Below are 15,478 nucleotides of genomic sequence, written 5' to 3'. Positions count from 1 at the left end.
CATGCGCGCACGCTGCTCCGTCATGCCGGTCGATCACCAGACCCTGGACGCGCTCGGCTGGGCGGCCCTCGCGCATCGCCTGCACGAGCAGGGCGCGCGGCTGCTGACCCTTTGGGGCAGCGACACGCGGCCCACGCGCGGCGGCTTCACGCTGTTCGCCTGCTGGCTGGGCGCTGAGTCGCTGACCCTGGCGCAACTCGACCTCGCCCCCGGCGTGACGCACTACCCCGGTCTGCACGAACGGTTCCCCGTGGCCGAGCGCCTGCAGCGCGCCGTGCGCGACCTGCTCGGCCTGCAGGCGCTGGGCATGGACCCGCGCCCCTGGCTGCGGCACACGGCCTGGGCGCCCGACGTCTACCCGCTGCGCCACGACGCCGCACCGCCCGCTCCCTGCGGCCAGCCGGAGGCCGAGCGCTACGCCTTCGTCCCGGTGGATGGCGAGGGCGTGCATGAAATCGCCGTCGGCCCGGTGCATGCCGGCATCATCGAGCCGGGCCAGTTCCGCTTCTCCGTGGTCGGCGAGAAAATCCTGCGTCTCGAACAACGTCTGGGCTTCACCCACAAGGGCGTGGAGAAACGCTTCGAACAGCTCGGCCTGCGCGAGGGCGTGCGCCTGGCCGCGCGCCTGAGCGGAGACAGCGCCGCGGCCAACGCCTGGGCCTATTGCATGGCGCTGGAGGCCCTGGCCGATGTGCAGGTGCCGCCGCGTGCGCTGCATCTGCGCGCGCTGCTGCTGGAGCGCGAGCGCCTGGCGAACCATCTGGGCGACCTCGGCGCCATCGGCAACGACGGCGGCTTCGGCTTCGCCCTGTCCCAGTTCTCGCGCCTGAAGGAAGACCTGCTGCGCCTCAACGCCCGCGCCTTTGGTGCGCGCTACCCCTTCGACGCCATCCAGCCCGGCGGGCTGGCCGCCGACCTGGCCGCCGCTGCCGCCGACATGCTGCACGACCAGGCCGTGGTGTTGCAGGCCGAAGTCGAACGCCTGAAGACCATCCTCGACCAGCACGAGGGCCTGCAGGACCGGTTCAAGACCACCGGCCGGGTCAAGCCCGAGTTGGCACGGGCCTTCGGCATGCTGGGCCTGGCGGCGCGGGCCAGCGGCCAGGCGCTGGACCTGCGCGCCCTGCCGGGCTGCGCGCCCTATGCCCGACACCAGGTCAAGCTTGCCGTGGAGCCGGATGGCGATGTGGCGGCGCGCGTCGCCGTGCGCTTTGCCGAAGTGTTCGAGTCGCTGCGCCTGTGCCGCGAACTGCTCGACACCTTGCCGGAGGGCGCGGTGCGCGTGGAGCTTGGCGATGCCATTGCGCCGGGACTGGCGCTTGGCATGGTGGAGGGCTGGCGTGGCCCGGCCTTCATCGCGCTGCAAAGCGGACCTGACGGCAGCATCGCGCGCTGCCACCCGCACGATCCGTCCTGGCAGAACTGGCCGGCGCTGGAGTGGGCGGTGACCCAGGACATCGTCCCCGACTTTCCGCTGATCAACAAGTCCTTCAACCTGTCCTATTCCGGGCACGACAGCTAGGAAACCTGCCATGTGGAAGACCTTGCGCCAGATCGCCCGCGTCGGCCGCATCAGCGAGCCGGGCAGCAGCGACAGCGCCGCGGTGCAGGCTGGAATCAGCCCGCAGATCCGCGCCGAGCTGCTGCGCATCCTCGGCCGGGCGCTGGCGGTGCGGGTGGTCGACGCCGGTTCGTGCAACGGCTGCGAACTCGAAATCAACGCCCTGTCCAACCCCTACACCAACCTCGAAGGCTTGGGGCTCCAGTTCGTCGCCAGCCCGCGCCATGCCGACCTGCTGCTGGTCACCGGCCCGGTGTCGCGACATATGGAACTGGCCCTGCGCCGCACCTTCGACGCCATGCCCGCGCCGCGCCTGGTGGTGGCCGCCGGCGACTGCGCCGCAAACTGCGGCGTGTTCGGCGCCGGTTATGCCAGTTGCGGTCGCGTGGCCGATGTGTTGCCGGTGGACGTGACGGTCTTCGGCTGCCCGCCGGCGCCGGCCGATTTGCTGGCGGGGATCTTGCAGGCGGTGCAAAGGCGGGTTTGACAGCGAGTTGAAAGCGCCGCGAAAGCGGGTCAAAAGCGCCACCAAAGCGGCTGTCCTGGCGGCGCGCGCATCGTGCCGCAGCGACCCGTCAAGGCTTGCCCGCCTTGTCCGCGAGCGACTTGCGCAACGCGGCGCAATGGTCCACCGGCGGCGTGGACGGCGTGAACCACACGGCGTCGAACCCGCTCGGCGGGCGCGGCGCGGTGTCACCATCCACCCCCTGCAACAACAGGCTGAAGACGCTTGGCAACTTGGTGCCGTGCGCAACCGGGCCGGCCGCCGCCAGATGCAGGGCGATGCCGACGGTCTTGTCGGCGTGAAAGCTGCCGGCGAGCAGCACGACCGTGCGCCTGGGCTGCAGCAGCGCAACGCAGCCCGCAGCCATGCTGGCGTCGCGGGCGAACTGGATGCGCGCCATCGCCGGCAACTGCGCCGCCGGCAGCAGGCCGCAATGGCTGTCGCGCACGTCGTCGATCACGCTCCGGCGCACGGCCTCGGGCACGCTCGCGTCCCACTTCGGGTCGCGGTAAGCATTCATCATCTCGGCATCCGGCAGGTTCACCCCGACGACGGGAATGCCGGCGCGCACCGCCGCCATCACCGGCCCGACGTACAAGGCCCAAGGCCAGCCGTCGTTGTTCCAGTGCAAGGCCTGGCGCACGCCGTTTTCTGAGCGCCCCCAGGGTCGGCTCGCCGACCCGCCCCCCGCGGGGGTCAAGGAAACTTGGGGCGGCCCGGCGTTTCCTGGAGATCGCCCCCAGGCTCGGCCCGCCGACCCGCCCCCCGTGGGGGCCAAGGAAACTTGGGGCGGCTCTGCGTTTCCTGGAGCGGCATCGGCCGGACCGTCGAAGCGCCTGCCGGCATCCACCATTTCCAGCGCCACGGCGGCAAGCTGGCCGCGCGCCGCCAGCGCCTGAATCACCCAGGCTTGCAGCGCGTGATGGTCGGGGTGGTCGTGCTGCTCGCCCAGCATGCAGATGGAGGCCGCTGCGCACTGCGCCAGAAGTTGCGCCGGCTGCAGCGCCAAGCCGTCGGCGCCAACGATGCGTCCGACCAGGGGCGAATCGGCAAACCCGGTCTCCTGAAACGCCGGCAGTGGCGGCAGGGCGGGCTCAACCGCCCACGCCCCTGGCTGGCTCAGCGCCAAACCCGAGGCTCCCAAGCCGAGGACAAGGGTGCGCCGGCGGGCGTCGTGGACGGGGCCGGAGCGATGGCGCGCGGGCAGGCGGGGCTTGGACATGGCAGGGCACATGCGAAAGCATGGATCGGAAAGGGCGGGCTGGGCTTGAACATAGCCCGAGGCGCTAAACCGTAGACATGATGGCGGTTTAGGGTGATGTCGTGCCGCAAGGCGGCATGCATCCTCGACAAGCGGCGGCGGTCGTCCTACGCTGAAACCCAGAACCCGCCCGCCGACCGTGGCCACGGCCCATCGACTTGCAAATCCCAGCGCGTCATCGCGCGCCTCGCCCATGCCACCCGATATGCCACCCCAGACGCCGCCTCACACCTCAACCGATGGCGCGGGTTTGCGCCTGTTCTTCGCCCTCTGGCCGCAACCCGCACTGCGCGCCCTGCTGGCGCAGCACATGCAGGCCTGGCGCTTCACGCCACCGGCCAAGCCGACCTTGCCGGACAAGCTGCATCTCACGCTGCTGTTCATGGACGGCGTGCCCGAAGCGCGTTTGCAAGACCTGGTTGGCATCGGCGCCAAGGTGGCGAGCGCGGCCCAACCTTTTGCCCTGCACCTGGACCAGGCTGCAGTCTGGCCACAGGGCGGCATTGCCCACCTGGCCGCAGGCCATCTGCCGCGCGAGCTGCTGGCTTTGCGCACGGCGCTGGCGCAGGCCGCGGAGCAGGCTGGCATCGACTGCGACCAGCGCGCGTTTCGGCCGCATGTGACCCTGGCGCGTCACGCCCAGGCCAGCCATGCGCCCCAGGCCTTCGCCCCCATCACGTGGCCGGCTGCGGAGTTGTCGCTGGTGCAGTCGATGCTGGGCAGCGGGCGCTACGCGGTGCTGGATCGATGGGCGCTCAGGCCAGGCATTAGGCCGATGGCCGGCTAAAGACGCGGACCTTCCCCTTGCGTTTTTAGCGTGAACGCAGGCGGTCCAGCATCTTGACCGCGAGGCCACGGATGGGTTTGTCGCTCACCAGCAGCAGCAAGCCGTAGAGCACGACGCCCACCAGAATTTGCAGCGGAATGCGAAGCGCAAGACTGGGCAGGTGGATCTGCGTGATCACGCCATACATCAGCAAGGCGAGTATCGAGAACTTGGCCAGATCCCACCAGGGCATGGGCACGTACACGGCGCGCCGGCCGTAGTAGGCCGTGGCGGCGGTGTACAGCAGATAGCTCGCCAGCGTGGCAACGGCGGCGCCCTCGATGCCATAGGGTCGCACCAGCAGCGCGCTGAGCGCGATGTTCAAGGCCGCGGCCGCCAGCACGGAATACATCACCACCTTGGTGAGTTTGTTGATGTAGATGCCGGCGCTGAAGATCGGCGTGCCGCCGGCCACCAGCATGCCGCCGACGATGAGCGCAAACAGCGATGTGGAAACCTCGTATTTGTTGGAGGCCAGAAGGCGCAGCAGATCCGGACCCACCGCGGCCATGCCGGCCAGGATGGGTAGCGCCAGCACCAGGTAATAGCGCAGCGCCTGCTGTAGGAAGGCCACCGTTTTCTCCCGGCCCTGCTGCTCCCACTGGCGCAGATACATGGGAATGACCGCTTGCGCGAACGAGGCCGTCAGCACGCCCTGGAGGTATTCGGAAAAGTTGTACGCCGCCGAATACGAGCCCAGCGGCTGAGGTCCGAGCTGGTAGTTGATGATGTAACGCCCGCCCATGCTCAGCAGCATGTATGACAGCTCGCTAGCAAGTAGCGGCAGGCCGAACGTGAGCATCGCGACGAATAGCGGGCGCGAAACACGCTTGATGTCGAACAGGCGCTGTCGCGCGTAGTAGCCGACGATGAAAATCAGGGCCAGAGCCTCGGCGATCATGGTGCCGATGAAAAAACCGTAGAGATTGCGTGCTATGAAAAACAGCACCAGCAGCACCAGCCCAAGGCCGATGTATTTGCGCACCACCGTGAACAAGCTGTAGAGGCCACTGCGCTGTTCGGCGTTCACCAGGTTGAGCATGGCACTGTCGACCACGCGAAACAGGATGAGCGGGGCGGCAAGGGCGATGAGGTATTGCGCTCCCGTGTGACTCCACCAGGAGTTGGGCAAGGCCAGGAAAATCAGCGCGCTCAGCAGTGCAATGATGGCACCCACGGCGATCATGCTGAACAGCACCGTGGAGAACAGCTCGACCTTGTCTCCATCACGCTTGCCGCCTTCGATTTCGGCATAAAAGCGCACGATCGACTTTTGCAGCCCCATCTTGCCCACGCCAACGAGAAAGCCGAGCGTGACGTTGACCAGGCCGAGCACGCCGTATTCCGCCACCGTGAAAATGCGCGTGAAAATCGGAAACGAGATGATGCTGGCCAGCGTAATGAGCAGCGTGCCGATGGAATAATTCGACGTATGCCGCAGCAGGCGCATGAGCATGCCGCCCTGCTCCTTCGGCGCGGAGCTGATGCCGTCAGTGCCGGTGGCCATCGGTGTGCAGAGGCCGCGTTTCGGTGGCCGGCGCAGTCGGGTGGGCGCCGCGATACAGACGCAGCAGGGAGGCGGTGACGATCTCGGCGCAGTATGTGCGTTCGATGGCCGCGCGCCCAGCACGGCCCATACGCAGGCGCAGGCCCGAGTCGTCGAGCAGGGCCTGCATCGCGGCAGCCAGCGCCGCAGGGTCGTTCGGCGGCACCAGCAGCCCCGTGCAGCCATGGTCCACCACGTCTTCGTGGCCGCTCACGCGCGTGGCCACCACCGCCAGCCCAGAGGCCATGGCTTCGAGCACCGCGTTGGGCAGGCCTTCCTGGTGCGAGGCCTGCACATACAGGCCGGCGTCAGCCAGAATTTCGGGAACATGGCGCACCGCGCCGGGGAAGTCCACGCTGTCGTGCACGCCCAACTCGCGAGCCAGCGCCCGCAGTTGGTCGTGCTTGGGCCCGTTGCCGGCCAGCACCAGGCGCAGCTCCGCCGGGCGCCGCACCAGCGCCCAGGCGCGTAACAGCACGTCGATGCCTTTCACCGGCACATGCCGGCCGACGAACACCACGCGTTGCAAGGGCGCGTCGGTACGGTTGCAGGCGAAGCGCGCGCAATCCACCGCGTTGGGGATGAGGTGCATCCTGGCAGCCGGGTAGCCGGCTTCGAGCATGGCCCTGCGCGTGTGCTGGCTGATGCACTGGAAGGCGTCGATGCGCTTGGCGCCGGCGTTGAGCAGGCGGTGGATGGGGCGGTGCATCAGCGCCGGGTCGAGAATGCCGCCGCGAAATTCGTCAGCCCCGGAAACTTTTGCCACCATGGGTATGCCCACCAGCCGACGCACCCAGCCAGCCGCCCCGGCCAGATTGCGCACCATGTGGATGTGGATGGCGTCGAATTCGCGGCGATGGCGCAACAAGTAAGCGGCGAAACGCAGATCGAGCAGGATGGAGCCCAGGCCTCTGACGCGGGGATAACTCAGGCGCCGCACCGCGATGCCGTCGATCACTTCAAATTTCGCTTGCGATGCCTGCAGCCGTGGCGCCAGAACCCGCACCTCGTGGCCCTGCTGTGCAAAGGCCGTGCACAGCAGCCGCGCCTGCATTTCGGCGCCGCCGGTGGCGGGATACTGCCCATCCACCACCATCAGGATGCGCAGAGGAATCAGGGTGTGAACACGATTGGTCTCCACAGAGCCCCCAAAGGTCTTGCGAAATGGCATGGAACTGGACATAGGTTTGACAAGCGCGGCGCAATTTTTCAGCCTAGCTGCAATACGATTGAAAAGTCACCCCATGTTCCGGTGCTGGTCAGGAATGTGTTTGAACGAACGGCAATTGGCGGAACTTCACCAAGCTGTAAAAAATCATGCCTAAATATTCATGCAACAACAGGGATGATTTCTCCAGGCCACCGAGTTGCGGGATGAGTCGGTCAAGCAGCGGGGCGTGCGTGCTGAGAAAGCCGGCTGGCCATGCACAGACCTTTTGCCCCGCGTCGCGAAAGGCCCTGTAAGAGCGCGGCATGTGATAGGCCGATGTCACGAGGTAGCGCGCGGCCGGCGGGTCACGGGCCAGCATGGCGCGGGTGTTGATGGCGCTCTCGTAGGTTGTGTGAGAGCGCTGCTCCAGTTCGATGCGGTTTGCCGCAATTCCCAGGGCTTCGGCGAGTGCGCCCATCACGGCAGCCTCGCTAAAGCGCGTGTTGCCCCCCCCGGTAAACAGCAAAACACTGTGTGGTGTTCGTCGCGCGAGCGCCACCGCTGCGAGGGTGCGGCGCAGGCCGTCGCCTTGCAGGGCGTTGAAATCGGTGAGCCGGTCGGGGGCATGTTCGAAGCCACCTGCCAGCACGATGATCACACTGCCGGCGGGCGGCTGCCCGCAGCGGGCGTCGCGCCGGGCCCAGTCTTGCAAAGCGGAAAAAGCAGGATCGACGGTCAGCGGCATGGATAGCGCGAGATAAACCAGCAGCACGCCGGCGGCGCCGAAACGCATGAGCTTCGGAATGGGCATGCGCCAGGCCATCGCCGTTAACAGGACCAGGCACCAAGCGATAAGGGCCACGGGCGCAAGCAGGGATTCAAGCCAGAGTCTCAAGTCGAACACGATGGCGCATCCATCCTCTTGATGGTGGTCGATGACCGGTTTTTGGGTGAATGCCAGTGGGCTGGATGCTGCGCCTCAAACCTAATCGGGCGCATGTGCAGGTTCCGGCGTGGGCGGGGAATGATGCACGTGGTTCGGCAACTGATCCACGACAACGGTTTGCCGCTCCAGCAAGTCGGCACAAATCCAGTCCATGAACTCGCGCTGGGCGTTGATCGAGGTCATGACGTGGTCAATGGGCGCCAGCCAAGCCGTGCGCAGATTGGGGATGGGCGCATCATCCAGGCCAAAGGCCTCGACGATTTGCGCCGCGTAGTTGACGTTGCTGAAGTCAGCGCCCGACTGCAGCACCGAGACATGCACGCCCTTTTGCGCCAATTGCGCGAAGCCCTGTGCAAGCTGAGCTTTTGAGGGTCGGTCGTCGACGGGGGGAGCGGCTTCGACGTGCAAGCGTCGGAGCTTGCTTTGCAGCCACTGCGGCAGCGATCCCAGCAAACTCGCGGCACGTCGCAGATACAGCGCGATGGCGACCGGATCGAAACCATGATTGCGTAGACGAACGACGAAAAAGCGCCTCCGGCTCTTGCCGGTTTGCAGGGAGAAGGCGTCGTACAGGATGATGTGGCGCACGCGCGCATCTTGCTGCGCGGCCCAGTAGCTGGGCAGCGCACCGGAGCAGAAGCCGAGCAGGGCGAAGTGCTGCACGCTCGCGGCGTCCTGCAGCGTGTCCATCGCGGCCTGCAAATCGCGCACCACCTGCTGCTGGTAGCTCAGTTTGCCGTCCGCCCCCAGGCTGTCGCCGATGCCGTGCAGGTCGAAACGGATGGTGGGAATGCCGTGGCGCGCCAGTTCGCGCGCGAGTTTCACGTTGATGCGGTGCGGCCCGATGCGGTGCACCACGCCGGCGTTGAACAGCACCATGCCGCATGGGGCGGCAGCGTCTGCGCGCGCGGCGGGCAGGGTCAGGGTGCCGATCAGCCCCTGGTCGGGGCCGAAGACGAGGGTGGCTTCATGCATGGACGGCTTCCGTCAGGGCGCCGAGCGCATGGTCCACCCAGGCCCGGGGAACGATGGCGGTGTTCAACGCGCTGTTGGTGGCCCAGTCGATGTCGGAGTCGGAGGGAGCGACGTGCAAGCGGGGTGAGGCCAGGAGGTCGCGCTTGGCCGCCCAGACGGTGAACGCATCGACTTGCGGCGTGAGGATGATGGTGTTGCGGGCGCGGCCGGGCCAGGGTTGGTGCAGGCCGATGCGCTCGGCAATTTGCGCCTTGCAGGCCGGCGTCAGCGCAAAGCCCAGCGCTTCGCCGCCGGGGTCGGGCAGGTTGAATTGGCGCAGCGCGGGGTCGATGCGCCAGCGCGAGCCGAACATGCCGGCCATGGTGTCGGCGTTGGACTGCTGCAAGGCCAGCAAATGGCTGCCGCCTTCGGCCACGGGCTCGAACAGCAGCAGTTGGTCCAGCGCCTCGGCCCAATGACTTGAAGCCAGTGCCGCGATGTTGCCGCCCAGCCTCAGTCCCAGGCACGACAACTTTCCGGCGCGGCTGCGTTGCAGCAGCAAGTTGCCGGCGGCCACGGTGTCGGCGATGGCGCCGTCGAGGTCGAAGTCGGCGTCATCGCCGGCCGAATCGCCGCTGCCGTAATAGTCGAAGCGCAACACGTGGAAGCCGGCGGCCGTCAGACGGTCGCCGAGCACGCGGTACAGGCGGTGGGCGCGAATGGCCTCCTGGCCGAAGGGGTTGCACAGCAGCACGGCGTGGTCGCGCGCCGCGGCGTCGGCGCTCGGCTCAAGATGCAGCGCGAACAGCTCGCGCGCGTCGCGCAAGAATCGCAGTGGGGTCAAGTTCGCCACTCCGGCTGATGGGCGGCGTCCTGCGGCTCGATGTGCGCGAAACCCCCAACCGCGGCGAGCGCAGCGCAATAGCCGCTGGGTGCGGGCAGCGGGGTGATGTCGATGGGCGCCGCGGCACCATCCACCTGCACAGTTTGGCGCTGCGTGCGCAAGCCCACGTGCAGCGCGCGCGGCTCCAGCCGCAGGCCGATGCCCAGCGCTTTCAGGCAGGCTTCCTTGCGTGTCCAGCAGCCGACGAAGGTGTCGGCATGGTCGGGCGCGGCGCATTGCGCCAGCTCGTCGAGCTCCGTTGCGCTCAGCACGCCGGCGGCCAGGTCCGGCCCCGGCAGATCGCCCCGCACGGCCTCGATGTCCACGCCCACTTCGATGCCTGCGGTCACGGCGATCAGCGCCAGATCCTTGCTGTGGCTCAGGTTGAAACACAGCGGCGCCTGGCCCGCCCCGCGCAGCGCTTGCAGCAGCACCGGCTTGCCGTAAGCGCCGGTGGCGAAGCGCAACTGCTGCGACGGCACGCCGAGATAGGCGCCGAGAATGCGCCGCAGCCAGGCATGCGCCGCCACGTAGCGCCGCCAGTCGTGGGCGTAGACGAAGCGCTGCGCACGTTCGGTCTCGGCGGCGTCGAGCAGGGCGACGGCATCGGCCCCCATATCGCGCAGATCGAGCCGCCACACATGCACATTGCGGCCCTGTGGCCAAGCCAGCGTGGCCACGCCATGGGCGCGCAGGCGGGGCGGCAGCGTGGCGGCGAGGCTTGGCGGCCTGGGGTTGTACGGCGCATTGCCCTGCGCGCGCGACCAGCGTTGGGCATGGGGTTCGCGGTTGGGTGTGGACAGCATGGGGGCCTCCATCGGGGGTTGTTCAGTGCATGCTCTTGCTGCGGCCCAGGCCACCGAACAGGCGTTTCACCAGCCCGGGTTTGGTCAGTGCCTCAACTTCGAGTGCGTCGTAGTGAAGGGCGATTTGCCCCAGTGTCTCGAAAATGAGCAGGCGGGCGTTGGCGCGCTTGCCGGTGCGTTCATGCATGCCGATGACCGCCTGCATGGCGGTGAGCGAGTCGCCGCCGAGGTCGAAGTAGTTGTCTTGCGGTTCAATTTGCTCCGGCTTCAGGCCCAGCAATCCCGCCCAGACTTCGCTCAGAGCTTGCTCGGTGGGGGTGAGGGGTCGGGTGGGCTCGCGTGGGGGGCGGGCCGCATCAGGCGGGGCCAAGCTCGGCGCGGGTTGCGGCATGTCGCCGGACGAGAGATGCCGCAAGCCCGCAGCCGCGGCGGAATGCTCCGTCGCCAGCAACGTGCGCAGCGGCTGTCCCGGGTCGGTGACGAAGCGCTGCACAAGTTCCAAGTAGCGGGCCTTGAACGCCGCTGCGGTTTGGGCCGTGTAGATGTCGGTGTTGTAGGTGAATCCGCCTTCCAGACCGCCCGGCACCTCCATCAGCCACAGGCCCAGGTCTTCGGTGGCGCCTTTCTGGAAAATGAGAATGCTGCTCTGCTCCAAATCAGCCCATTGTCGGGTGCGTTCCCGTGCGTCCTGGAACGAGAACAGCGCCTGGTAAATGCCAGCGCGCTGCGAGCGCGCCATCATCTCCGGCTCCATCGCCAGGCGTTCGAACGGAATGTCCTGGAAGCTCAACACATCCATGAACTCCTGCTTCACGCTGCGCAGATAGTCGCTTGCCGTCTGGTTCAGGTCGATGCGCAGCTGCAAGGGAAGCAGGTTGTTGAAAAAACCCATCACCGGCTCGACCTCGGTCATCATGCGCCCGCGCACAGGCACGCCGATGACGAGTGTTGAGCTGTCCGCCGCGTGCGCCATCATGGCGCCGTAGAGCGCAAGCGCCAGCATATTGAGCGTGACATCCGTCTGCCGGGCCATGTCGTGCAAGCTTTCCGTCGTGGTCTTGTCGATGCGCACCCATTCGGTCGCGCCCCCTCCGCTCATGCCGGCGCTGCGGGGTTTGTCGGTTTTTGGCGCCTTGGGCGCCGGTGCCTCGGCCATGCGGGCGTTCCAATCGCGCAGCTGGGCGGCAAAGACCGGGCTTTGCATCCATTCGGTTTGCCACTGGGCGTAGTCGGCATACGTGACGGGCAAGGGCGGCAGGGTGTTGGCCGTGCCGTGCTTGCGTGCCGTGTAGCACGCGGCCATTTCGCTGTAGAGCAGATCGAAGGACCAGCCATCCCAGATGATGTGATGGGGCATGAACAGGAAGGCATGCTCCTCAGGGGCCAGCCGGAACAGCGCGGCGCGGAACAACGGAACTTGGTGAATGTCGATGGGCCGGTCGACCATGGCCTGCATGCGGCGCATCAACTCGGCCTCGCGCTCGGCATCCGGCCATTGACTGAGGTCGTCGAAAGGCAGCTCGAACTCCACCTGCGGCGCCACCACCTGCGCGTGCGCGCCGTTCGTCGTGCGAATGAAGCTGCGCAGCACGGGCTGGCGCGACACCATGTCGTGCAGTGCCTGCTCGAAGGCGTCGAGCGCCAGCGGGCCGCGCAGGCGGTGTGCCGAGGGCGTGTTGTAGACCACACGCCCCGGGTACAGTTCTTCCATGAAGGCGATGCGCTCTTGCTGCGCGGTCAGCGGCGCGTCGATGCGCGAGGGGTCGTGGCGGATGGCGACGCGGCCCATGCCTCCGGCGACCCTGGCTTTCTCGATGGCCTGAGCCATGCGCTCGGCGGTGGGTGACTCGAAGACCAGCCGCAGGGGTAGATTGAGGTCGAGTGCCCCATTGAGTTGGGCGATCAGGCGCGCGGCGAGCAGCGAGTGTCCACCCAGGGCGAAAAAATCGTCCAGCACGCTCATTTCGGGGAGCTTGAGCACTTGCTCCATGAGGCCGAGCACCGTTTGCTCCGTGACATCGCGCGCTGGCACGCGGCTGCGCCCGGACCCGGTTTGCGCCGGGTTCGGCGCGGGCAGCGCACGGCGATCGAGCTTGCCGCTGGACAGCAGCGGAATGGCGTCGAGTTGGACGATGTTCTGCGGCACCATGTAGTCCGGCAAAACCTGACGCAGACGTTCGCGCAGGCGTTCGCTGTCGACCGGGCCGTCGCGTCCAACCACATAGGCGACGAGGCGCAAGTCACCGGGGCTGTCTTCGCGGGTGATGGCCACGGCGTGGCTGATGCCGGGCAGCGTGAGCAGATGGTTTTCGATCTCGCCCAGTTCGATGCGGTAGCCGCGCACCTTGACCTGATGGTCGCTGCGACCCAGATAGTCGAGCGCGCCGTCGCCGCGCCAGCGGGCGATGTCGCCGGTTTTGTACAGGCGTCCACCGGGTTTGAACGGATCGGTGATGAAGCGCTCGGCAGTCAGCTCCGGGCGCTTGACATAGCCCATGCCGACTTGCGCACCACCAATGTAGAGATCCCCCGCCGTGCCGATGGGCAAGGGCCGCAGCCGGGTGTCGAGCACATGCAACTGGGTGTTGGCAATCGGCGCGCCGATGGGCACGGTGCCGGAGGGCTCCGCAGGCCGGCATTCCCAGGCGCTGACGTCGACGGCGGCTTCGGTCGGGCCGTAGAGATTGGCCAATTTGGCTTGCGGCAACAGCGTGAAAAAGCGCTCGACCAGATCGAGCGGCAGCGCCTCGCCGGAGCAGACGACGCGGCGCAGCCGCGTACATGCGGGTGCGGCGGGCTCATCGAGGAAGAAGCGCAACATCGAGGGAACGAAGTGCATCACGTCGATGCGCTCGCGCTGCGCCAGATCGGCCAGATAGGCGCTGTCGCGGTGGCCGTCGGGCCTAGCCACGACCAGCGTGGCTCCAACCGAGAGCGGCCAGAAGAACTCCCACACCGACACGTCGAAGCTCAACGGGGTTTTCTGCAGCACGCGTTCGCCGGGCTGCAGGGCGTAGGCCTGCTGCATCCACAGCAGGCGGTTGACGATGCCGCGATGCGCGTTCATCGCGCCCTTGGGTCGGCCCGTGGAGCCCGAGGTGAACATGACGTAGGCCGGGTCGGCATCGCCACCCAGCTGCGGCAACGGCGGCACCGCGTCGTCGGCTTGCCAGACGATGGCGTCGATGAACACGGCATGGCCGGCCGCAGCGAAAGCGCTGCTGCGGCCGGCATGTTCGGTGTGGCGCGTGACCAGCAGCTTGACCCCGGCATCTTCGACCATGCCAGCCAGGCGCTCGACGGGCAGGCATGGGTCCAGCGGCACATAGGCCGCGCCGCTGGCGATGATGCCCACCAGCGCCACCACCAGATCGAGGCTGCGCTCCAGACACACGCCCACCAGCCCGCCCGGACCGGCGCCCTGCGCGCGCAGCGCATGGGCAAGTTGGCGGGCGCGGGCATGCAGCTCGCGGTAGCTGAGGGTTTGACCCTCGAACACGAGCGCGGTGGCCGTCGGGTCATGCTGCAGGCCGGCTTGCAGCAGATCGTTCAGACGCAGCCCTGGCGGGCCGTCGCGCGCTGTGTTGTTCCAGGCAGCGAGCAGGGCTTGCTCGGCTGGCGGCGGGGCCAACAGGGCGGCCAGGGTTTGGGCCGGGTCCGCCGCGGCGCGCACCAGCGCTTCGCGGTAAAGCTCGAGCCAGCGGCGCACCGTGGCCTGATCGAACAGCGCGGTCTTGTACTGGCATTCCAGCAGCAGCCCTTGCGCGTCCTGGGTGGCGTTGAGATACAGCTCGAAATTTTCAGCGCTGCGCGGATTGGAAAAAACCTCCGCCTGCAGACCCGCCGGGGCGAAGGCGGCGGCATCCATGCGCGCATCCAGATTGAACAGCACCGACACCAGCGGCAGGCGTCCCGGTTCGCGCTGCAGTTGCAGATGTTTGAGCAGGCCGCCGAAGCTCACGCTCTGGTGCTCGTAGGCGTCGAGCACGGCGGTGCGGGATTGCAGCAAAAGCGCGGATGCGTCGGCTTCGACATCGACCAGCATGCGGATGGGCAGCAGGTTGACGCAGTGGCCGACGAGGCTGTGGCTGCCCTCGGCCGACTGCCCTGCGGCGGAGACGCCGATGACGACTTCGTCCTGCCCAGACAAGCGTGAGATCAGGCCGGCGAAGACGCCGAACAGCGCCGCGAACAGGCTGACGCCATGGCGCGCGCCGAGCTTGCGCACGGCTTCGAGCGTGCCGGAGTCGAGACGCAAGTCCTCGCGCCGGGAGGCAAAAGCACGCTGGGGCAGGCGCGGGCGACGGGTGGGTAAATCGAGCACGGGCACCGAGCGGTCGTACAGCGAGACCCAATAGCTTGTATCGGCCTCGGCCTGCTGGACATGGACTGGGTCGAGCTGCGCCAGGGCATGGTCGGCATAGGTTTCAGCGACTGGCAAGGCGGCATCGGGATGGGTTGACGCCGCGACGGCGAGCAAGGCGGCCAGCTCGCGCAGCAGCACGCCGAACGACCAGCCGTCGCAGACGATGTGGTGGGCGGTGAGCACCAGCACGGCATTGCATTCGCTCAACTCGATGAGCTGGGCGCGCAGCAGCGGGCCTTGTTCGAGGTTGAACGGGGTGTCGACGTCGGCGCGGATATGGCGCTGCAACGAGGCCTCGCGCTGCTCGGCGGTGAGGGCGCTGATGTCGTGCACGGGCATGTCGAGCGCGAGGGTTTCGGCGATGAACATGTCCTGGCCGTCGGCACCGAAGGTGGCGCGCAGCGCGTCGTGGCGGGCGACGAGGGCGCCCAGCGCGCGGCGCAGGGCTTCGGCATCGAGCGCGCTCTGCGATGGGCTTTGCAAGCGCAGGCTGACCGATTCGTTATAGGCCAGGCTGGCTTCGGCGCCGAGCTGGCAGGCGAGCCAGATTTCGCGCTGCGCTTCGGTGGCGGGCACGACGCGGGCGATGGGCGCGGCGTCGGCGAAGGGGTTGTAATCGACGGCGGAGAAACCGCCTGGGCCTGGGTCTTGGCTCATGTCGTTCATGAGTGTGT

The 15,478-nt window shown here is 67.4% G+C and carries 11 protein-coding genes; 3 read left to right on the top strand and 8 right to left on the bottom strand.

Annotated elements, in window-relative coordinates; translation table 11 throughout:
- Position 1: 1 nt before the first annotated feature.
- A complete protein-coding gene (locus tag THIX_RS01750) occupies positions 2 to 1,522 on the top strand; it encodes an NADH-quinone oxidoreductase subunit C (protein WP_112484583.1) in 1,521 nt (506 codons plus the stop codon).
- A gap of 10 nt (positions 1,523 to 1,532) precedes the next feature.
- Positions 1,533 to 2,048 (top strand): NADH-quinone oxidoreductase subunit B family protein, encoded by a 516-nt coding sequence (locus tag THIX_RS01745; protein ID WP_112484582.1) that lies wholly within the window; start codon positions 1,533 to 1,535, stop codon positions 2,046 to 2,048.
- Positions 2,049 to 2,136: 88 nt separating this feature from the next.
- Here the strand turns inward: THIX_RS01745 and THIX_RS01740 are convergent, their stop codons facing one another.
- Positions 2,137 to 3,288 carry a ChaN family lipoprotein gene (locus THIX_RS01740; protein WP_233224343.1) on the bottom strand — a complete coding sequence of 384 codons (1,152 nt, stop codon included), beginning with the start codon at positions 3,286 to 3,288 and terminating at the stop codon, positions 2,137 to 2,139.
- A 232-nt stretch (positions 3,289 to 3,520) separates the two neighbouring features.
- Here THIX_RS01740 and thpR point away from each other — a divergent pair, with 232 nt between their 5' ends.
- Positions 3,521 to 4,114, top strand: coding sequence for an RNA 2',3'-cyclic phosphodiesterase (gene thpR, locus THIX_RS01725; RefSeq protein ID WP_233224342.1), 594 nt, complete (start codon positions 3,521 to 3,523; stop codon positions 4,112 to 4,114).
- A 25-nt stretch (positions 4,115 to 4,139) separates the two neighbouring features.
- Here thpR and THIX_RS01720 read toward each other — a convergent pair whose 3' ends face one another.
- The 7 genes from THIX_RS01720 to THIX_RS01690 form a co-directional block, all read right to left on the bottom strand.
- Positions 4,140 to 5,660: a lipopolysaccharide biosynthesis protein gene (locus tag THIX_RS01720; protein ID WP_112484581.1), complete on the bottom strand. Its 1,521-nt coding sequence runs from the start codon at positions 5,658 to 5,660 to the stop codon at positions 4,140 to 4,142.
- On the bottom strand, positions 5,644 to 6,870 hold the full coding sequence (locus THIX_RS01715) for a glycosyltransferase family 4 protein (RefSeq protein ID WP_112488065.1): 1,227 nt from the start codon (positions 6,868 to 6,870) through the stop codon (positions 5,644 to 5,646). The genes THIX_RS01720 and THIX_RS01715 overlap by 17 nt, the downstream gene beginning before the upstream one ends.
- A gap of 88 nt (positions 6,871 to 6,958) precedes the next feature.
- A complete protein-coding gene (locus tag THIX_RS01710; protein WP_233224341.1) occupies positions 6,959 to 7,660 on the bottom strand; it encodes a YdcF family protein in 702 nt (233 codons plus the stop codon).
- A gap of 174 nt (positions 7,661 to 7,834) precedes the next feature.
- Positions 7,835 to 8,770, bottom strand: coding sequence for an alpha/beta fold hydrolase (locus tag THIX_RS01705; protein WP_112484579.1), 936 nt, complete (start codon positions 8,768 to 8,770; stop codon positions 7,835 to 7,837).
- Complete coding sequence (locus tag THIX_RS01700) at positions 8,763 to 9,593, bottom strand: serine aminopeptidase domain-containing protein (RefSeq protein ID WP_158540775.1); 831 nt, start codon at positions 9,591 to 9,593, stop codon at positions 8,763 to 8,765. Before THIX_RS01700 ends, THIX_RS01705 begins: the two co-directional genes overlap by 8 nt.
- The gene (locus tag THIX_RS01695; RefSeq protein ID WP_158540774.1) at positions 9,590 to 10,438 is read right to left on the bottom strand and encodes a 4'-phosphopantetheinyl transferase superfamily protein; all 849 of its coding nucleotides are present in this window, start codon (positions 10,436 to 10,438) and stop codon (positions 9,590 to 9,592) included. Before THIX_RS01695 ends, THIX_RS01700 begins: the two co-directional genes overlap by 4 nt.
- Positions 10,439 to 10,460: 22 nt before the next feature.
- Entirely contained in the window at positions 10,461 to 15,470 is a 5,010-nt protein-coding gene (locus THIX_RS01690) for a non-ribosomal peptide synthetase (RefSeq protein ID WP_112484576.1), read from the bottom strand.
- Positions 15,471 to 15,478: the final 8 nt, after the last annotated feature.

It is taken from the genome of Thiomonas sp. X19, from assembly GCF_900089495.1.
Classification (GTDB): Bacteria; Pseudomonadota; Gammaproteobacteria; order Burkholderiales; family Burkholderiaceae_C; genus Thiomonas_A.
Note: the sequence above shows the minus strand (reverse complement) of the source record. Positions and strands in the feature narration are given on the sequence as shown.